This is a genomic window from Priestia sp. 10L35 (assembly GCF_056395685.1).
Map to the genome: position 1 here is coordinate 301,594 of NZ_JBFTKA010000006.1, position 19,450 is coordinate 321,043.

Consider the following 19,450-nt stretch of genomic DNA (forward strand, 5'->3'; position numbering starts at 1 on the left):
TGTGATACATTAACGAATATTGTATAGCATAAAGAAATGATGTTACTATACAACTGACGATTATGGGTGATGAAAATGGGGCTAATTGAAATTGAAAAAGTAATTATTGTCGAAGGAAAATCAGATAAAAAGCGTATCCAAGATATCATTCGAGAACCAATTGAAATTATCTGTACAAACGGTACGATTAGTTTATCAAAGCTGGATGAAATTATTGACTGTACGTTTAACAAAGAGGTATACATACTTGTTGACTCTGATGATTCAGGGAATAAGCTAAGAAAACAATTTAAACGAGAGCTTCCGGAAGCAGAGCATCTATATATTGATAAAATGTACCGAGAGGTTGCTGCCGCCCCTAGACATCACATAGCAACAGTATTACTGAGTGCCAATATCGATGTTAATGCAGAATTTTTAACATAAAAGGAATGAGCAACATGCAAGAATGGAGCGAAAAACAGCTTGACGATCAGTTAAAAGAAGGACAAAGAACGTTTATCTTTTTCCATACACCTTTTTGCGGGACATGTCAGCTGGCAAAAAAAATGTTAACCGTAGCAGAAGCGATGCTGCCCGGTGTGACCATCGGAATGAGCAATTTAAATTATATGCCTTCAAAAGCAGAAATATTTTCAATTGAAAGTGTACCTTGTTTGATTGAAGTGAAAAATGGCGAAATGGTAAAAAAACTCTATGCGTTTCATTCCATCGAGCACGTACTTGAAGAGCTTCGATAATCAAACGTTTGTTTAAAATGAAGAAATTGAAAGAGAGTGAACCGTTGGGGCTGTTGGAATCTTGGGATATTATCCCAAGAACAAAATCTGTTGACAGCCTATCTGACACATGCTAAAATCACACTCATGAATGTTCATAAATGAATGAATATTTCCCAAAAACAAAATAATTGTTGCGAACTCTTATCAAGAGAGGTGGAGGGACTGAGCCCTGTGAAACCCGGCAACCGTCAGACTAACTGAAATGGTGCCAATTCCTGCAAAGCTATGCGCTTTGAAAGATGAGAGAAAGGATTAAATATCGAGCCTTTCTGTCATGCGCAGAGAGGCTTTTTTGATGGGGAAAATTGTTTTACGGCTTTTTCATCCTATAGGGCAACCTAACATAATTAAGTTTTTACTAAAGAAGGTGAAGAAATATGATTACATTAACAGACGTTACAAAAATTTATCAGGCCAAAAGTGGTCAAATAACAGCTGTTGATAATGTGAATCTAACCGTTAACCAAGGTGAAATTTACGGAATTATTGGTTATAGCGGAGCGGGGAAAAGTTCTTTAATTCGCTTGCTAAACGGGTTAGAAACACCAACGACAGGAACGGTAGAAGTAGCAGGTAATGATATTGGAAAAATTAAAGGCGGAAAACTCAGAAAAGCTAGACAAGAAATTAGTATGGTATTTCAGCACTTTAATATCTTGTGGTCGCGTACGGTGCGAGAAAATATTGCTTTTCCGTTAGAAATAGCAGGGATCTCAAAAGAAAAAAGAATGAAACGAGTAGACGAGCTTATCAAGTTAGTCGGGCTTGAAGGGCGTGAAAATGCTTATCCATCACAGCTTAGCGGTGGACAAAAGCAGCGTGTTGGTATTGCTCGAGCGCTAGCCAATAACCCAAAAGTATTGCTGTGTGATGAAGCAACATCAGCGCTTGATCCTCAAACGACAGATTCCATTTTAGATCTGTTAGTAGATATTAATGAGAAGCTAGGGTTAACCATTGTATTGATTACTCATGAAATGCACGTTATTCGTAAAATTTGTCATCGGGTAGCCGTTATGGAAAATGGGGCAGTGGTAGAAGAAGGACAAGTGCTAGAAGTATTCAGAAAACCTAAGCAGCCGATTACAAAACGATTCGTTCAACAGATTTCTGAACCAGAAGAAACGTTTGAAACAATTGAACAAGTACAGGGGTTATATCCAAGCGGGCAAATTATTCAGCTGACGTTTGTTGGCGGAAAAGCAGAGCAACCGCTCATTACAACGATTTTAAAACAGTTTGATGTAACGATTAATATTTTGCAAGGAAAGATTTCTCATACACAAACAGGTTCATACGGGACGTTGTTCGTTCATTTAGACGGAGAATTAACAGAAGTTGAAAAAGTCATTGCATACATTCATGAGCAGCAGGTAGAAGTGGAGGTAATGACAAATGCTTGAGAAACTATTTCCGAACGTTATTTTAGATGATTTTATTCAAGCGACAAATGAAACACTATATATGACGGCTATTTCAGTTATAGCCACGTTTGTTCTAGGTATTTTATTGGGCTTGCTTTTATTTTTAACGTCCAAAGGACAGCTCTGGCAAAACAAACCTTTATATGCCATTGTGTCAGCAGTTGTAAATATCTTTCGTTCCATTCCATTCATTATTTTAATTGTTTTACTGATTCCATTTACCAAAGCATTGGTAGGAAGTATTTTAGGCGCTAATGCAGCGTTACCTGCTTTAATTGTGGGAGCAGCACCATTTTATGCGCGTCTTGTAGAAATTGGTCTGCGTGAAATTGATAAAGGTGTTATTGAAGCTGCTAAATCAATGGGAGCAACAACAAGCACTATTATCTTTAAAGTGCTGTTACCTGAATCGCTGCCAGCTTTAATTTCTGGTTTGACGGTAACGACGATTGCGCTAGTCGGCTATACGGCAATGGCGGGTGTGATTGGAGCTGGAGGTCTTGGGAATCTTGCATATTTAGAAGGATTCCAGCGCAGTCATAATGATGTAACGCTAGCTGCTACGATCTTAATTTTGATTATTGTATTTATTATCCAACTTATTGGAGATGCGATTACTGCAAAAATTGATAAAAGATAAAGGGAGGATTATTTATTATGAAAAAATGGCTTTCGGCTTTAGCACTAACATCTGCGCTAGTAGTAGGATTAGCTGCATGTGGATCTAACAATGGATCAAAAGATGAAAAGAAAATTGTTGTGGGTGCATCTAATACGCCTCATGCTGAAATTTTAGAACAAGCAAAACCGATTTTAGAAAAACAAGGAATCGACTTAGAAATTAAAAAATTCCAAGATTACATCTTACCGAACACAGCTCTTGCAAACAATGAAATTGATGCAAACTACTTCCAGCACGTTCCTTATATGAATTCAGTGCTGAAAGATCACAAGGGTGAAAAAGGGTATGATTTTGTAAGTGCCGGTGCCATTCACATTGAACCAATCGGTATCTACTCTAAAAAATACAAAAGCTTAAAAGATCTTCCGAAAAACGGCACAGTTATTATGCGTGATGCAGTAGCAGAGCAAGGACGTATTTTATCGATTTTTGAAAAAGCCGGCGTAATCAAATTAAAACCAGGCGTAAAGAAAACAGATGCACAAATTAAAGATATCGTAGAAAACCCGAAGAATTTAAAATTTAAAGCCGATGTTGAAGGTGGATTGCTACCTCAAATGTACAAAAATAATGAAGGTGACGCTGTTGTTATCAATGCTAACTATGCTATCGATGCTGGTTTAGATCCAGTAAAAGATCCAATCGCAGTGGAAAGCAAAGAAAATAACCCTTATGCAAACATCATTACGGTTCACAAAGGCGACGAAAATAAAGATACAGTGAAAGCTTTAGTGAAAGTTCTTCACTCTAAAGAAATTCAAGACTACATTAAAGAAAAATACAAAGGCGGAGTACTGCCGGTAAATAAATAATAGAAGAAAAGCGCTTGTCCACTCTGGGCAAGTGCTTTTTTTGTATGCGGGAAAACGAATAACTCTTATTTTTCTCACGCATACTAACCGTGAAAACTTTACTGATGATGGGAGCTGACGTTATGCAGCAAGAAGCACGTCATTCAACTGAGCAAGCACTTCATGATTATAAAATGGGTGTTGGGAAATTTAGCGGAAAATTGCCGGAAGTAACAAAAACGTTTAATGCGTTTACTGAAGCATGTTTTGGAGAAGGTTCTCTTTCTAAAAAAGAAAAGCAGTTAATCGCGTTAGGAATCAGCGTAGTAGCTCAAGACGAGTACTGTATGATTTATCATACAAAAGGCTGCATTGATCAAGGTGCAACTGAACAAGAAATTTTAGAAGCATGCGGAGTGTCAGCAGCATTTGGCGGAGGCGCAGCGATGAGTCAGTCCGTTACGCTTGTCCAAGAGTGTATTTCAGAACTGACTAGCCACACGCACTAAGTAAATAAAGAGGGTAAAAAAGCTTGTCTTAGAAGGCTCTATGGAGTCTTTTAAGGCAACTTTTTTATGAGTGGATTTAGTCTTGAAAAATGTACATAATGGTTTAAAACCTTTTGGGTCAAAAGGTTGCTATAAGTTTTCATTTGTTATAAGATTGTAATGAGAATAAAATGAGAATAATTAAAAAGATATAGGTATATCGTTTTTTACTATATACGTCTATAACTGGAGGTTTTAATATGGCAGGGTCAACTTTAACAATTAAAGATCTTCATGTTGCAATTGAAGGTAAAGAAATTTTAAAAGGTGTTAATTTAGAAGTTAAGGGCGGCGAAATCCATGCAATCATGGGACCAAACGGTACTGGTAAATCAACATTATCTTCAGCAATCATGGGACATCCTAAATACGAGGTTACACAAGGAAGCATCACGCTAGACGGCGAAGATGTACTTGAGATGGAAGTAGATGAGCGCGCTCGTGCAGGTCTATTCCTAGCTATGCAATATCCAAGTGAAATCAGCGGGGTAACAAATGCTGACTTCTTACGTTCAGCAATTAATGCTCGTCGTGAAGAAGGCGAAGAAATTTCACTAATGAAATTCATCCGTCAATTAGACAAAAACATGGATTTCTTAGAGATGGATCAAGACATGGCTCAGCGTTACCTAAACGAAGGTTTCTCTGGCGGTGAGAAGAAACGTAATGAAATTCTGCAATTAATGATGCTTCAACCAGGAATTGCAATTTTAGATGAAATCGACTCTGGTTTAGATATCGATGCGTTAAAAGTTGTATCAAAAGGTATTAATGAACTGCGCGGCAGCGAGTTTGGTTGCTTAATGATTACTCACTATCAACGTTTACTAAACTACATTACACCAGATAAAGTTCACGTTATGATGCAAGGTCGCGTTGTAAAATCAGGCGGACCAGAATTAGCACAGCGTCTAGAGGCAGAAGGTTATGACTGGATCAAACAAGAATTAGGTATTGAAGACGAAACTGTAGAGCAAGAAGCTTAAGAGTTAGGAGGATCTCTATGACTATTGATACGAAATTACCATTTGATCAAGAGTACATCAGCAGCTTTTCAAAAGAAGCTAATGAACCAAGTTGGCTGCTAGATCTTCGCTTACAAGCTCTTGCGAAAGCAGAAGATCTTGCACTTCCAAAGCCAGATAAAACAAACATTTCGAAATGGAACTTTACTGCATTTGACAAGCACACTTCACAGGCAAGCACAATCTCATCTGTAGACGAGCTTCCAGAAGTGGTTAAAGCATTGATTGATACAGAAGCTGTTAAAAATCTATATGTTCAGCGTGACCAAACAGCTGCATATTCAACATTAACAGAAGAGCTAAAGTCTCAAGGCGTTATCTTTACAGATATTCAAACAGCTGCTAAAGAGCATAGCGACCTTGTCGAGAAGTACTTCATGAAAGACGGAGTTAAAGTAGATGAGCACCGTTTAACTGCATTAAACGCAGCGTTATTAAACGGCGGTGTATTCGTGTACGTTCCTAAAAATGTAGAAGTACAAGAGCCGCTTCAAGCTGTATTTGTCCGTGAAGATGAAGAAGCTGCTTTATTCAACCATGTGATTGTTGTAGCTGAAGACAACAGCTCAGTAACATATGTAGAAAACTACATTGCTACTGCTGAAGAGTCAAAAGGTGTTGTCAATATCGTGACGGAAGTATTTGCTAACAGCAATGCAAAAGTAACATTTGGGGCTGTTGACTACTTAGCTAAAGGCACAACTACTTATGTGAACCGCCGCGGCGTAGCGGGAAAAGATGGTCGCATTGAGTGGGCTTTAGGCTTAATGAGTGAAGGAAATACAGTTTCAGAAAATACAACGTATCTAATGGGCGACGGTTCTTATGGAGATACAAAAACGGTAACAGTTGGACGTGGAGAACAGTCTCAAAACTTAACAACAAGTATCGTACATTTTGGAAAACATTCTGAAGGCTACATTTTAAAACACGGCGTTATGAAAGAAAGCGCGTCTTCAATCTTTAACGGTATCGGTAAAATTGAACACGGTGCGTCTAAATCAAACGCTGAGCAAGAATCTCGTGTGTTAATGTTAAGTGAAAAAGCACGTGGAGACGCAAACCCAATTCTTCTAATTGATGAAGACGATGTAACAGCAGGACACGCTGCATCTGTTGGACGCGTAGATCCAATTCAGCTTTACTACTTAATGAGCCGCGGTATTCCGCAAACAGAAGCAGAACGTCTAGTTATCCACGGGTTCTTAGCACCAGTTGTAAACGAGTTGCCAATCGAAACGGTTAAAAAGCAATTAACAGATTTAATTGAAAGGAAAGTTCGATAATGAATATCTCTGATATTCGTAAACAATTTCCTATTTTAGACCAAGAGGTAAATGGCAGCCCGCTCGTTTATTTAGACAGTGCAGCAACTTCACAAAAGCCGCTTGCTGTAATTGAAGCAATTGAGAAGTATTATAAAGAATATAACTCAAACGTACACCGAGGTGTTCACACGCTTGGTACAAGAGCAACAGACGGATACGAAGGCGCTCGTGAAAAGGTTCGTAAGTTTATTAATGCAAAATCAACGGAAGAGATTATCTTTACGCGCGGTACAACGACAGCTCTTAATACAGTAGCTGCAAGCTATGGCCGTGCTAATCTCAAACCTGGTGATGAAATTGTGATTACTTATATGGAGCATCACAGCAACATCATTCCTTGGCAGCAAGTTGCCAAGGAAACAGGTGCAACGTTAAAATATATTTCATTAACAGAAGATCATGCACTTTCACTAGAAGAGGTAAAAAGCACGATTACATCCAACACCAAAATTGTATCGATTATGCAAGTATCTAACGTATTGGGCACGATTAACCCAGTAAAAGAGATTGCAGAAATTGCACATGCTAACGGTGCAGTAATGGTTGTGGATGGTGCGCAAAGTACGCCTCATATGAAGGTGGATGTACAAGATTTAGACTGTGATTTCTTTGCTTTCTCTGGACATAAAATGGGCGGACCGACTGGAATTGGCGCTCTTTATGGAAAGAAAGAGCTTCTTGAAAAAATGGAACCAATCGAGTTTGGCGGCGAAATGATTGACTTTGTAAACCTATACGAATCAACGTGGAAAGAGCTTCCTTGGAAATTTGAAGGAGGTACGCCAATCATTGCAGGTGCAATTGGTTTAGGTGCAGCGATTGATTTCTTAGAAGAAGTTGGTTTAGATAATATTCAAGCACATGAGCACAAGTTAGCGCAGTATGCACTGGATCGCTTATCGCAAGTAGATGGAATTACGATTTACGGACCGAAAGAGCGAGCGGGTGTTGTGACGTTTAATATTGAAGATGTGCATCCGCACGACGTTGCAACAGTAGTAGACGCTGATGGAATTGCGATTCGTGCAGGTCATCACTGTGCGCAGCCGCTGATGAAATATTTAAACGTATCTTCTACTGCACGTGCAAGCTTCTATTTGTATAACACGGAAGAAGAAGTAGATAAATTGGTGTCATCATTAATAAAAACGAAGGAGTATTTTACAAATGGCTTTTAATAATTTAGATACTCTCTATCGTCAAGTAATTATGGACCATTATAAAAATCCGCGTAATCGTGGAACGTTGAATGAAGATACTGTGAACATTCATATGAATAACCCGACTTGTGGAGACCGCATTGAACTTTCTTTAAAAGTAGAGGACGGCAAAGTGGTGGATGCAAAGTTCGAAGGCGAAGGATGTTCAATTTCAATGTCATCAGCTTCAATGATGACACAAGCAATTAAAGGTCAAGAAGTAGACAAAGCGTTTAAAATGGCCCATATCTTCTCTGACATGATGCAAGGTAAAGAGTATGATGATAGTATAGATTTAGGAGATATTGAAGCACTTCAAGGTGTAGCAAAATTTCCTGCGCGTATTAAATGTGCAACACTAGCGTGGAAAGCGATGGAAAAAGGTCTTAACGAACAAAAATAAGACCTTCATTCATTCCCAATCCTATCAAGTAGGGGGTAATAAAAGATGGCTAAAAAAATGCCAGAAATCGGCGATTATAAATATGGATTTTCCGATAAAGACGTATCAATTTTCCGCTCAAAACGCGGTTTAACGAAAGAAATCGTAGAAGAAATTTCTCGTATGAAAGAGGAACCACAATGGATGCTTGACTTCCGTTTGAAATCTCTAGAGCACTTCTACAACATGCCAATGCCACAGTGGGGCGGAGACATGGCAAGCTTAGACTTTGATGAAATTACGTACTACGTAAAACCATCTGAGAAGTCTGAACGCTCTTGGGATGAAGTTCCTGAAGAAATTAAACAAACGTTTGATAAACTAGGTATTCCTGAAGCAGAGCAAAAGTATCTTGCGGGTGTATCAGCTCAGTACGAATCTGAAGTTGTTTATCACAATATGAAAGAAGATCTTGAAGCACAAGGTATCGTATTTAAAGATACGGATACGGCGCTAAAAGAAAACGAAGATATTTTCCGTGAGCATTTTGGAAAAGTTATCCCGCCAACGGATAACAAATTCTCTGCACTTAACTCGGCGGTTTGGTCTGGTGGATCATTCATTTACGTACCAAAAGGCGTAAAAGTAGATACACCATTACAAGCTTATTTCCGTATTAACTCTGAAAATATGGGACAGTTTGAGCGTACGTTAATTATTGCTGATGAAGGCTCACACGTTCACTATGTAGAGGGCTGTACAGCACCTGTTTATACAACAAACTCTCTTCACAGTGCCGTTGTAGAGATCATCATCAAAAAAGATGCGTATTGCCGCTATACAACAATTCAAAACTGGGCGAACAACGTATACAACCTTGTAACAAAACGCGCGGTTTGTGAAGCAAACGCAACAATGGAATGGATTGATGGAAACATCGGTTCTAAGTTAACAATGAAATATCCAGCTGTTATCTTAAAAGGTGAAGGTGCACGTGGTATGACATTATCTATTGCCCTTGCTGGTAAAGGACAGCACCAAGATGCTGGTGCAAAAATGATTCACTTAGCACCGAACACATCTTCAACGATCGTATCAAAATCAATTTCAAAACAAGGCGGTAAAGTAACATACCGCGGTATCGTACACTTCGGCCGTAAAGCAGAAGGTGCACGTGCGAACATTGAGTGTGATACGCTGATTATGGATAATCAATCAACTTCTGATACAATTCCGTACAATGAGATTTTAAATGACAACATCTCACTTGAGCATGAAGCGAAGGTATCGAAAGTATCTGAAGAACAATTATTCTATCTAATGAGCCGCGGTATTTCTGAAGAAGAAGCAACAGAAATGATTGTAATGGGCTTTATTGAGCCATTTACAAAAGAGCTTCCAATGGAATATGCAGTAGAAATGAACCGTCTAATCAAATTTGAAATGGAAGGTTCAATCGGTTAATAATAGATCAAAACTCGTTTGCTGTTTATGCAAACGAGTTTTTTTGTATCGTTTGTATTAAAATAAAGAAAAGCGAAGCTAAGAACATAGAGGAGGAGTGGCATGATTTATATTGGAGTTACAGGCTGGGGAGATCATGATTCATTATATGAAGCGGGGGTTTCATCAAGAGACAAGCTTGCCGTATATGCAGGCCATTTTCCAATTGTTGAAGTCGATTCATCTTTTTATGCAATTCAACCAACATCAAATGTAGAAAAATGGGTGAACGATACACCGGAATCTTTTCGTTTTGTGGTAAAAGCCTATCAAGGTATGACAGGCCATATGAGAGAAGGAAATCCGTTTGATAGCAAAGAAGAAATGTTTCATGCGTTTTTAGAATCAGTGAAGCCTTACGTAACATCGAATAAGCTTGGTATGATTTTATTTCAAATGCCGCCCTGGTTTGACTGTACAAAAGAAAATGTAGCCTATTTGAGATATAGCCGCGAGAAGTTTGGCGATTTGCCAGTAGCGCTTGAGTTTCGAAATCAATCTTGGTTTAAGCCATTTTTCTACGATAAAACGCTAACGTTTATGGAACAAGAGAAGTGGATTCACGGTATTTGTGATGAACCGCAGGCAGGAGAAGGCTCTATTCCTATTGTGATTCATGCTACAGATAAACAGAAAACACTTATCCGTTTTCACGGACGAAACGTACACGGTTGGAATAAGCCCGCAGAAGGCAATTGGCGAGCAGTAAGGTTTTTGTATCGTTACAATGAAAAAGAGCTCCTAGAGTGGAAAGAACGGCTTGAAAAGCTACAAAAACAAACGAAGGACATTTACCTGTTATTTAATAATAACTCGGGCGGAGATGCTGTACATAATGCCAAACAGCTCATGAGTTTATTAAATATTGAATATGAGAATTTAGCTCCTAAACAATTAGATTTTTTTAATGAATTTTAGAACTGAGTCCTATAAAAGTTTATATAAATAAGGAAGAAGGAATATAAACGTCAAATAGGTAGAAAAGTATATGTAAAACCTCACTTTTTTCTTTCAAAATCATAAATTGATTAAGAAAGGAGTGAGTTACTATGATTACCTTAGCGCCTATCGTAATTGAAGGTCATACGTTTAATGCAGTTACCGTATTGCTGCCAAAAACAACTCTGTTAACAATCTCATCAGATAAAGGGTACATTATGTGCGGAGCACTAGACGTAGGTCTATTAAATGATAAATTAGCTGATCGTCAAATAATAGCTGGAAGAGCTGTAGGTGTACGTACAATTGAGCAGCTTCTTGAAGCGCCTCTTGAATCTGTAACGCTTGAAGCTGAAAAAAGGGGGATTTTTAAAGGGACAATTGGTAAAGATGCTTTATTGAAAATGCTTTAATATAGTGGAAAATTTAAGATAAAACTTTTAAAAGAAGCGTGAACCTCCTTATACATGCATACATATAGCTTGTAAGGAGGGATTTTTTTTGGTTAAACTTCGTCGGAAATTAACAAGAAAAGGCCCGCTTCCTTTTCGCTACGTTCTGTTGCTCACCTTTCTTTTTTTTATGCTTTCCACAGGGGTAGGATTATGGCTAATTAATAGAGGGATTGAACCGACGTTAATGAAATATGCTGAAGCACAAACAAAAGAGATTGCAACTTTAGTTATTAATAAAGCGGTGAATAAACAGGTACTTGATCAACTGGACGTAGATGTCATTAAAGTGGAATCCACACCTAACGGTCAAGTAGCCAAAATTGACACAGCGCTTGTAAATCGGGTCAGAGCTCAAACTACGTCATTTGTCCAGGCTAACTTAAAAGAAGCAGAGAAAGGGAATTTAGATGCACTTGAACTTCCAACAGATATTCGTATTGAAAAAAGTGAAAAGTTGCGGAATCAAGGAATTGTATACCAAGTTCCGCTTGGGCAAGCGACTAATAATGCGCTGCTTGGAAATCTAGGTCCGCTGATTCCGGTTAAATTTCATGCTATTGGTGACGTTCAAACAGACGTAGTGCGAAAAATCGAAGAGTATGGAATAAATAATGCGTTTCTTGAAGTATCTATCAAAGTAAAAGTAAACATGCAAATCATTATCCCATTTGCAACTAAAAAAACAACCGTTACGGCTACAATCCCGGTCGGAGGCACCGTTATTCCTGGAAACGTTCCTGACTATTTTAACGGTGGAAACTCGTCTTCTCCGGCGATTGAACTTCCGAAGAAAAATTAACAATATTATATTAACGTGATAAAGTATTATTAAAAAAGCAGGTGCGGAAGTTCAAAAAGACTTTCATACTTGCTTTTATTCATTAGAACATTTGTCTGAATTTTCTATAAAAAATATTTTGACATACTATCTTCTCCCTTCTATAATTTGAGATAGGAAGTTATAGAAAGAATAATCTAAAAATTATAAAAATTCTCGCTGATCTACGATAAAAAGAGAGTAGGGAGAGAACAAGAGGGGGAATTACAGTGGAAAATAGGCCGCAGTGGGGATCAAGAGCAGGGTTTATTTTAGCAGCAGCAGGTTCAGCAATTGGACTAGGGAATATATGGAGGTTTCCAGCTACTGCATATGAAAACGGAGGAGGAGCATTTTTTCTTCCCTATTTATTTGCTTTGTTGACGGCAGGAATTCCTATTTTAATCATGGAGTTTGCTATAGGTCATAAATATAAAGGTTCTTCTCCTTTATCATTAGCGAGACTAAGTCCAAAGGCTGAGTGGCTAGGCTGGTGGCAAGTAGCTATTTCCTTTTTTATTTCAGTTTACTATTCCGTTATTATCGCGTGGGCGATGTCGTATTTTATCTTTTCATTTAAGTTAAGCTGGGGAAAGGATACGGAAGCGTTTTTATATGGAGATTACTTAAAATTAGCTGAAGCACCAGGACAAACAGGAAGCATCGTATTACATGTTTTAATTCCGCTTGTACTTGTATGGATTGTCACGTTAGGTGTGTTATTAAAAGGAATCAAAAAAGGAATTGAAGCGGCAAACAAAATCTTTTTACCAACACTAATTGTTCTATTTTTAATCATCGTTATTCGAGCAGTAACATTGGACGGAGCAATGGAAGGTCTGCACGCTTTCTTTAAACCAAACTGGAGCGCAATTGGAGATGGAAAGGTTTGGATTGCGGCATATGGTCAGATTTTCTTTAGTTTATCTGTTGGTTTTGCTATTATGATCACTTATTCCAGTTACCTTCCAAAAAAATCTGATTTAACTAATAATGCGTTTATTACTGGATTCGGTAATTCCGCTTTTGAATTACTAGCAGGAATCGGTGTGTTTAGCGCACTTGGTTTTATGGCTACTCAGCAAGGTATCCCAATCGATAAGGTGGTTCAGGGAGGGGTAGGACTAGCCTTTGTTGTTTTCCCGCAAATTATTAATGAATTTCCGGCCTTTAAACAGCTGTTTGGAATGTTATTCTTTGCTTCCTTAACATTAGCAGGATTAACGTCGCTTATTTCAATTATTGAAACCTTTGTAGCAGGCATTCAAGATAAATTTACTATCTCACGTACAAAAGCTGTATTAATAGGCGGAGGAATCGCTTCAATTTGCTCGCTGTTATTTGCAACACAAGGCGGACTTTATTTCTTAGATGTGGTCGACTATTTCATTAATAACTTCGGAGTTGCTTTAGCAGGCTTAGTAGAAGTTGTATTAGTTGCTTGGGTATTTAAAAAGTTGAGCAGCCTTCAGCAGCATGCAAATGAAGTCTCTGATATCCGAATCGGATCATGGTGGAAGATATGTTTAGGAGTCGTTACACCACTTGTACTTGGGTATATGATGTTTGATAACTTCCGGAAAAATATTTCGGAAAATTACGAGCAGTATGCAACGACTTTTGTAGGTCCTTTTGGTTGGGGCGTGGCAGCTCTGGCTGTTATTTTAGGAATTGTTTTCTCTTTTGCACGATGGAAAGATGAGACGATCCGTTTGTCAGTTAAAGAGAAGGGGGTTTCTAAATAATGGATGGAAGTTCAATTACAATGATGGTTGTAGGAATGGTCATCATATGGGGCGGCTTGGCCGCGAGTATTGCTCATGCTGTGAAAAAAGCAAAAGAAAGCAAAGCGTCAGGATAAAAAAACAGGAAGCGTCGGCTTCCTGTTTTTTTATTTTTTCTTTAGTTCTAAACGATCATTTCTTTCCCACGTTCTTAACTGAGGATATGGGTCAAACGACCACTCATTTTTGCCGTTATCTTTATACATTCCATAATGCAAGTGAGGAGGGAATTTCCCAGAAGTTCCAGGAGGTCCATAACCGGAACTTCCTACTCCGCCAATGAGTGTTCCTGGTTCTACAATTTGCCCTACTTTTAAATTTTTTGCAAACCCGCTTAAATGGGCTAAATAATGATAGTTATTATGAAGGTCACGAATACCGATTCGCCAGCCTCCATATTTATTCCATCCTTTAAGCTCAATAATGCCATAGCAAGGGGATTTTACTGGAACTCCGTAATCTGCAAAAATGTCTGTTCCTTCATGGATTCGTTTTCCACCCCAGCCGCGCGCATCTCCCCATGTACTGCGATAACTGTAGTTCGCACGGAGAGGCACAGGAAATGAAGAACCTTTTAAATCAATGCGACCGTAATGGCGAAAAATTTTAGCATTCCCTAAAATAATATCAACCGCTTTAGCCCGGTGATAATAGTTCCAAAGCGCAATTTTAATATAGTCTTCGGATACCCCGAACGTCCGAATATAATCTGCCATGGTAAAAAGCATATCTTCATCATTAAATTGGTCTGCTTTTTTGTCTCCATTCCCATCTTTACCTATTCCCCCGAGGAGAGAAATAGTGAGTGGGTTTGTATCTTCCAAATTTGGATTTAGAGAACCTGACCATTTTTCTGGAGGATAATAAATGGCGATCGCACCTTTTTCTCTTGGAATATCTTTATGAGAGCGTCGAATATTTCGTTCATACTGATCAATCCCAGCAAAGTAATACCAAGGAATTGTAGTAGCGGCTTCCATTTGTTTATATAGCTCTAATCTCTTTTGAATAAGCATTTTTTCTTGATCTGCTGAAGATTCAGCTGTTACGTGGTGCCATCCTGTGAATATAGACATGAACATAAAAAGTAAGATAATCGTTTTGCGCATCGTGTTTCCCCCTTTCTAAAAATAGTGTGTAACACTAGTTTGCAGCGAGAAAAAAGATTTCATAAATATTAATTAATGGAAATCGCTCCAAAACTTTTTTAAAGAATTTTATTCAGAAGATAAATGGAAATTATACGGAGGATGAAAACGCACACATTCGGATGGAAAATAGAAGAAAACTCAGGAAAATAAAGAGCAGACAACTTGTCGAATCTCACTTTTTTATGATAAAGTGACATATAGTTATGTTTTTAATATGTAGTTAAAATTAAGCATATAGGTTATAGACATTTTCTAGATTGGTGGAGTTGATAATATGGCAACAAAAGAAGAGCATGTCCGCAAACCCGAGTGGCTGAAGATTAAGCTAAACACAAACGAAAATTACACAGGCTTAAAGAAAATGATGCGTGAAAAAAACCTTCATACAGTTTGTGAAGAAGCAAGATGTCCGAATATTCATGAGTGTTGGGCTGTTCGTCGTACGGCAACTTTTATGATTTTGGGAGAAGTATGTACACGTGCCTGTCGTTTTTGCGCGGTTAAGACAGGTTTACCAACAGAATTAGATTTAGAAGAGCCAGAACGCGTAGCGGATTCTGTTCAGCTAATGAACTTAAAACATGCGGTTATTACAGTAGTAGCTCGCGATGATTTAAAAGACGGAGGAGCAAGCGTATTAGCTGAAACAATTCGTGCGATTCGTCGTAAAAATCCATTCACAACAATTGAAGTATTGCCTTCTGATATGGGCGGTGTAGAAGAGAACTTACGTATTGTAATGGACGCACGTCCTGATATTTTAAACCATAATATTGAAACAGTACGCAGCCTTACGCCTCGTGTTCGTGCTCGTGCTAAATATGAGCGTTCTCTTGAGTTCCTTCGCCGTGCAAAAGAAATGCAGCCGGATATCCCTACAAAATCAAGTATCATGCTTGGTCTAGGAGAAACAAAAGAAGAAATTATTGAAACGATGGATGATTTGCGTGCGAACAATGTAGATATTATGACGCTAGGCCAATATCTACAGCCAACTAAAAAGCACATAAAAGTTCAAAAATATTACCATCCAAATGAGTTTGAAGAGCTAAAAGAAATTGCATTATCAAAAGGATTCAGCCATGTCGAAGCAGGTCCTCTTGTACGTTCTTCTTACCATGCAGATGAGCAAGTTAACGCTGCTGCAAAAAACAAAGCACAAGAAAGTAAATAAGGTAAAAAAGGTGATGATATGCTCATCACCTTTTTTGTTTATTCCACCATATCTTTGTCCGTCATCGGTTCATTCAATTCGTTTTTTTCTCTTCCATTTGCATCTTCTCCGCCGTTCATGTTACGCCCTTGGGGAGATTTCAGCATTTGTTGAATAACGGCATCGATTCGTTTTCTAGCATCATTCGTTTGCGTATTCATTTCACTGATATTTTCGATTTGGTCCATCTGTTTCGGATTATCTGAGACGTACACATGATAATACCGAGGAACTACAGACATAGCTGTACGTTTTACCTGATCGGCTGCGTTATTCCGATTTTTAGCATCTGTTTTATAAGCAACAAGTACATCTTTATCGGTTACTAGCGTAGCGGCTTGCTTAATATTTGGTATAGCGGTGCTCAGTTTACTAATATTGTCGGCTGCTTCTTCTCGATTAAATGTTCCTACTTGGTTCATATTGGAATTTTGCTCATTTGTGTTTTTAGTGTATCGGACATATCCATAATTTGTGCCGCTATTATTATTTGGATTATAATAATGATTAGGCTCGTTTACATTAATGGCATCTGGGTTGTTTGGTGATAAATTTTCATTTTCAGCTGTGTTTTTATTTTGACAGCCAATGGTTAAAATACTTGTTATCAAAGCGATTCCAAGAATAGATTTCTTCACCATTTCCACCTCCTGTAGTTAAATATCGTACGCCAGGTAAACCGGCGAACCTTCATGTGGAGCATAAAAGATCAGTAGGTATACCGATAAAACTCCTACAGGATTAGAGTGCTGCTTATACGTGAAAAATTTCATGTTAATTGATGGTTTCATCATCATAATTATGGTATGGTAAATTTTAAGAGAAGAGGTGTGAGCAATGGTCTGTATCAATAATATTTGTTATGAAGTATTAAAAGATGAGCGTGAGGCATTTAATGAAGAGGCATTTAGAGGTCGCTTTATTGATGTGCTGAGCCGCTATGACTATATTGTGGGAGATTGGGGATACAATCAGCTTCGACTGCGAGGCTTTTTTGATGACCGAAATCAAAAGGCAACGTATGATACGAAGATTAGTACGCTTCAAGACTATTTACATGAATATTGTAATTTTGGCTGTGCGTATTTTGTCTTAAAAAAAGTCCATAAGTAAAAAAAGGCAAGCCGAAGACACTAATTGTCCTTCACGCTGCCTTTTTTTTTAGATGATTTCATATAAAAATTCGCGAAGTTCCTGACCGTCTTCACTGTTTAATTTAAATACTTCTTCAAGATAGTTTGGTTCTTCAAGGTCATCTTGTCCAATGATGGCAAAGCGTCCTCCTTGAATATCAAGAACAACTTGTTTGCCATAATAACGGTCGGTTTGGATAATAGCTAAATCAAATCGTTGATTTTCGCCCATAAAGCTGACAAACCGGGTCTTTGTAGATACAACATCGTCATATAGATAAAAGCGTTCGCTCATAGGTATACTCCTTTCATAGGTTGTATGTGTATCATATCAAATAAGGTCAAAAACAAAAATGAATTTATCAAATGGATAATGGGTCATGATAAAATAGAACAGGAACCCCGTTTGTTTATGAAAAAAGATTTATAGAGAGCTGACAACTAGGGAGGAAATAATATGTACTTTGTAGATCGTGAAAAAATAGAAGCCACGCTTGTTTTTTTTGATGAACATGTTCGCTTGTTTGCTGAGCATTCGAGCTGGAACACAGAAATAGAGAAAAAAGCATTAGAGAGAATTGTACACCTTTTAATTGAAAACGTTTTAGATGTAGGAAATGCAATGATTGATGGGTTTATTATGAGAGATCCAGGCAGTTACGACGATATCATTGACATTTTAGTTGACGAGAAAGTGGTTAAAAAAGAGGAAGAAACGCCATTAAAAGAGATCGTTCAATTGCGTAAAAGCGTTGTTCAAGAATATGTGGATGTTAATCATCAGGATATTTATCAAAAAGTGATGCAGCATAAAGACGTACTGGCAGCATTTTCAGAGCGCGTAAGGACATATCTAGAGACAGAGTTAGGACCTGTGTCTGCTTTTCGTAACTAAAGGCAAGCAAGTTGTAGTTGTATAAAAAATAAGCTATGATTTCAAGTATGAGACTTGAAAGGAGATCACACAACATGAAGGAATATAAAGGATATTTGATTGATTTAGACGGAACAATGTACAAAGGAACAGAGCTAATTGCCGAGGCGCGTGATTTTGTTATTAAGTTAAAGGAAAAAGGAATTCCTTATTTATTTGTAACAAACAACTCCACAAAAACGCCTGATAAAGTAGCTGAAAAGCTAGAGGCATTTGGCATTCCTGCAACAGAAGAGCAAGTTTTTACAACGAGCCAGGCAACAGCTAATTATTTACACGAACGCAAAGCAAACGCTTCAGCTTATGTAATTGGTGGAGAAGGAATCCGACATGCGTTGCTTGAAAAAGGATTTACCATTGAAGAGGAAGATACGGATTTTGTAGTTGTTGGTTTAGATCAAGAAATTACATATGAAAAATTAGCAAAAGCATGTTTAAACGTTCGAAACGGCGCCTTTTTTGTTTCAACGAACGGAGATATTGCGATTCCTACTGAAAGAGGCTTACTGCCTGGTAATGGATCTATCACGTCTGTTATTACGGTTTCTACTCAAAAAAATCCAGTATTTATTGGCAAACCAGAAAGTATTATTATGGAGCAAGCCCTTGAAGTCATCGGTACGCCAAAAGAAGAAACAATCATGATTGGTGATTACTATGATACAGATATTTTAGCAGGGATGAATGCAGGCTTAGATACATTATTAGTCCATACAGGTGTAACAACAAGAGAGTTACTAGAAGGATATGAGAAAAAGCCAACATATACGGTAGATTCACTAAAAGAGTGGATGGAGCGAATTTAAAAAGCTGTCAATTGACAGCTTTTTTTGTTTTTTAACCTATTCTTGACTGGCAGCCCGATGCGCTAACCGGCTAGAAGCAGCGGCGGCAATTGCGCCTACTAAATCATCTAAGAAAGTGTGGCACTCTCCAGTCGATTTATCGTTTAATCGTTCTAGAATACCCGGCTTTTGTTTATCAATATACCCGTAATTGGTAAAGCCGATTGATCCGTACACATTTACAATCGATAATGCTAAAATCTCGTCGATACCGTATAAACCTTCGTCTTTCTCAAGAATATCCAACAGAGGCGGCTCAATCACTTTTTTTTCTGTGAGGACGTCTAGTTGAATACCCGTTAAAATAGCATTTTGAACTTCTCGTTTAGAAATGACGCGCTCAACGTTATATAAACAGTCTTCGATTGTTAAGTTTGGGTGATACTTTTTTTGCAAGTAATAGACCAGTTCAGCAATGTCTGTAAGAGCCACGCCGCGTTCTATTAACCATTCTCTTGCTTTTTTTTCTAACTCACTTTGTGTATGTTTTTTCTCCAAGTATCATCACCTGTTTT

The 19,450-nt window shown here is 38.1% G+C and carries 24 protein-coding genes and 1 riboswitch; of the genes, 20 read left to right on the forward strand and 4 right to left on the reverse strand.

Going from position 1 to position 19,450, the window contains the following annotated elements; all coding sequences use genetic code 11:
• Positions 1-75: 75 nt before the first annotated feature.
• The 16 genes from AC1DEF_RS21795 to AC1DEF_RS21870 all read left to right on the forward strand — a co-directional run bounded on the left by AC1DEF_RS21795 (position 76) and on the right by AC1DEF_RS21870 (position 13,736).
• Complete coding sequence (locus AC1DEF_RS21795) at positions 76-426, forward strand: toprim domain-containing protein (RefSeq protein ID WP_025752660.1); 351 nt, start codon at positions 76-78, stop codon at positions 424-426.
• Between the two features lie 14 nt (positions 427-440).
• Positions 441-740: a thioredoxin family protein gene (locus tag AC1DEF_RS21800; RefSeq protein WP_097824861.1), complete on the forward strand. Its 300-nt coding sequence runs from the start codon at positions 441-443 to the stop codon at positions 738-740.
• A 180-nt stretch (positions 741-920) separates the two neighbouring features.
• Positions 921-1,028, forward strand: a riboswitch (SAM riboswitch).
• 131 nt (positions 1,029-1,159) lie between these two features.
• A complete protein-coding gene (locus AC1DEF_RS21805) occupies positions 1,160-2,185 on the forward strand; it encodes a methionine ABC transporter ATP-binding protein (protein WP_043977252.1) in 1,026 nt (341 codons plus the stop codon).
• On the forward strand, positions 2,178-2,846 hold the full coding sequence (locus AC1DEF_RS21810) for a methionine ABC transporter permease (RefSeq protein ID WP_013085342.1): 669 nt from the start codon (positions 2,178-2,180) through the stop codon (positions 2,844-2,846). Before AC1DEF_RS21805 ends, AC1DEF_RS21810 begins: the two co-directional genes overlap by 8 nt.
• A 17-nt stretch (positions 2,847-2,863) precedes the next feature.
• A complete protein-coding gene (locus AC1DEF_RS21815; RefSeq protein ID WP_014457885.1) occupies positions 2,864-3,700 on the forward strand; it encodes a MetQ/NlpA family ABC transporter substrate-binding protein in 837 nt (278 codons plus the stop codon).
• 122 nt (positions 3,701-3,822) lie between these two features.
• Positions 3,823-4,188 (forward strand): carboxymuconolactone decarboxylase family protein, encoded by a 366-nt coding sequence (locus tag AC1DEF_RS21820; RefSeq protein WP_047931108.1) that lies wholly within the window; start codon positions 3,823-3,825, stop codon positions 4,186-4,188.
• Positions 4,189-4,427: 239 nt separating this feature from the next.
• Complete coding sequence (gene sufC / locus AC1DEF_RS21825; RefSeq protein WP_013059647.1) at positions 4,428-5,213, forward strand: Fe-S cluster assembly ATPase SufC; 786 nt, start codon at positions 4,428-4,430, stop codon at positions 5,211-5,213.
• A 17-nt stretch (positions 5,214-5,230) separates the two neighbouring features.
• Positions 5,231-6,538: a Fe-S cluster assembly protein SufD gene (gene sufD, locus AC1DEF_RS21830; protein WP_043977250.1), complete on the forward strand. Its 1,308-nt coding sequence runs from the start codon at positions 5,231-5,233 to the stop codon at positions 6,536-6,538.
• A complete protein-coding gene (locus AC1DEF_RS21835; protein ID WP_013059645.1) occupies positions 6,538-7,758 on the forward strand; it encodes a cysteine desulfurase in 1,221 nt (406 codons plus the stop codon). Before sufD ends, AC1DEF_RS21835 begins: the two co-directional genes overlap by 1 nt.
• The gene (sufU, locus tag AC1DEF_RS21840; protein ID WP_013085338.1) at positions 7,748-8,182 is read left to right on the forward strand and encodes a Fe-S cluster assembly sulfur transfer protein SufU; all 435 of its coding nucleotides are present in this window, start codon (positions 7,748-7,750) and stop codon (positions 8,180-8,182) included. The genes AC1DEF_RS21835 and sufU overlap by 11 nt, the downstream gene beginning before the upstream one ends.
• A 45-nt stretch (positions 8,183-8,227) precedes the next feature.
• Positions 8,228-9,625 (forward strand): Fe-S cluster assembly protein SufB, encoded by a 1,398-nt coding sequence (gene sufB, locus AC1DEF_RS21845; protein WP_013059643.1) that lies wholly within the window; start codon positions 8,228-8,230, stop codon positions 9,623-9,625.
• Positions 9,626-9,727: 102 nt separating this feature from the next.
• Entirely contained in the window at positions 9,728-10,582 is an 855-nt protein-coding gene (locus AC1DEF_RS21850) for a DUF72 domain-containing protein (protein ID WP_013059642.1), read from the forward strand.
• A gap of 131 nt (positions 10,583-10,713) precedes the next feature.
• Positions 10,714-11,016, forward strand: a complete 303-nt coding sequence (locus AC1DEF_RS21855; protein WP_013059641.1) for a YunC family protein — start codon at positions 10,714-10,716, stop codon at positions 11,014-11,016.
• 88 nt (positions 11,017-11,104) lie between these two features.
• The gene (gene yunB, locus AC1DEF_RS21860; RefSeq protein ID WP_013085335.1) at positions 11,105-11,857 is read left to right on the forward strand and encodes a sporulation protein YunB; all 753 of its coding nucleotides are present in this window, start codon (positions 11,105-11,107) and stop codon (positions 11,855-11,857) included.
• Between the two features lie 248 nt (positions 11,858-12,105).
• Positions 12,106-13,620 carry a sodium-dependent transporter gene (locus tag AC1DEF_RS21865; protein ID WP_097824859.1) on the forward strand — a complete coding sequence of 505 codons (1,515 nt, stop codon included), beginning with the start codon at positions 12,106-12,108 and terminating at the stop codon, positions 13,618-13,620.
• Positions 13,620-13,736, forward strand: coding sequence for a methionine/alanine import family NSS transporter small subunit (locus AC1DEF_RS21870; RefSeq protein ID WP_016765823.1), 117 nt, complete (start codon positions 13,620-13,622; stop codon positions 13,734-13,736). The genes AC1DEF_RS21865 and AC1DEF_RS21870 overlap by 1 nt, the downstream gene beginning before the upstream one ends.
• 30 nt (positions 13,737-13,766) lie before the next feature.
• Here the strand turns inward: AC1DEF_RS21870 and AC1DEF_RS21875 are convergent, their stop codons facing one another.
• Complete coding sequence (locus AC1DEF_RS21875; RefSeq protein WP_097824858.1) at positions 13,767-14,768, reverse strand: M23 family metallopeptidase; 1,002 nt, start codon at positions 14,766-14,768, stop codon at positions 13,767-13,769.
• A 316-nt stretch (positions 14,769-15,084) separates the two neighbouring features.
• Here AC1DEF_RS21875 and lipA point away from each other — a divergent pair, with 316 nt between their 5' ends.
• Positions 15,085-15,984, forward strand: coding sequence for a lipoyl synthase (lipA, locus tag AC1DEF_RS21880; protein WP_013059637.1), 900 nt, complete (start codon positions 15,085-15,087; stop codon positions 15,982-15,984).
• Positions 15,985-16,022: 38 nt separating this feature from the next.
• Here lipA and AC1DEF_RS21885 read toward each other — a convergent pair whose 3' ends face one another.
• Positions 16,023-16,664, reverse strand: coding sequence for a YhcN/YlaJ family sporulation lipoprotein (locus tag AC1DEF_RS21885; RefSeq protein ID WP_097824857.1), 642 nt, complete (start codon positions 16,662-16,664; stop codon positions 16,023-16,025).
• Between the two features lie 196 nt (positions 16,665-16,860).
• Between AC1DEF_RS21885 and AC1DEF_RS21890 the strand changes: the two genes are divergently transcribed.
• Positions 16,861-17,136 (forward strand): YutD family protein, encoded by a 276-nt coding sequence (locus AC1DEF_RS21890; RefSeq protein ID WP_013059635.1) that lies wholly within the window; start codon positions 16,861-16,863, stop codon positions 17,134-17,136.
• A gap of 48 nt (positions 17,137-17,184) precedes the next feature.
• Here the strand turns inward: AC1DEF_RS21890 and AC1DEF_RS21895 are convergent, their stop codons facing one another.
• Positions 17,185-17,451 carry a DUF3055 domain-containing protein gene (locus AC1DEF_RS21895; protein WP_013059634.1) on the reverse strand — a complete coding sequence of 89 codons (267 nt, stop codon included), beginning with the start codon at positions 17,449-17,451 and terminating at the stop codon, positions 17,185-17,187.
• 162 nt (positions 17,452-17,613) lie between these two features.
• Here AC1DEF_RS21895 and AC1DEF_RS21900 point away from each other — a divergent pair, with 162 nt between their 5' ends.
• Both AC1DEF_RS21900 and AC1DEF_RS21905 read left to right on the forward strand, forming a co-directional pair.
• Positions 17,614-18,051, forward strand: coding sequence for a DUF86 domain-containing protein (locus tag AC1DEF_RS21900; protein ID WP_043977243.1), 438 nt, complete (start codon positions 17,614-17,616; stop codon positions 18,049-18,051).
• Positions 18,052-18,125: 74 nt separating this feature from the next.
• Complete coding sequence (locus AC1DEF_RS21905; protein ID WP_097824856.1) at positions 18,126-18,896, forward strand: TIGR01457 family HAD-type hydrolase; 771 nt, start codon at positions 18,126-18,128, stop codon at positions 18,894-18,896.
• Between the two features lie 36 nt (positions 18,897-18,932).
• On the opposite strand, the gene AC1DEF_RS21910 is transcribed toward AC1DEF_RS21905, so the two are convergent.
• On the reverse strand, positions 18,933-19,433 hold the full coding sequence (locus AC1DEF_RS21910) for a phosphatidylglycerophosphatase A family protein (RefSeq protein WP_013059631.1): 501 nt from the start codon (positions 19,431-19,433) through the stop codon (positions 18,933-18,935).
• Between the last annotated feature and the right edge of the window lie 17 nt (positions 19,434-19,450).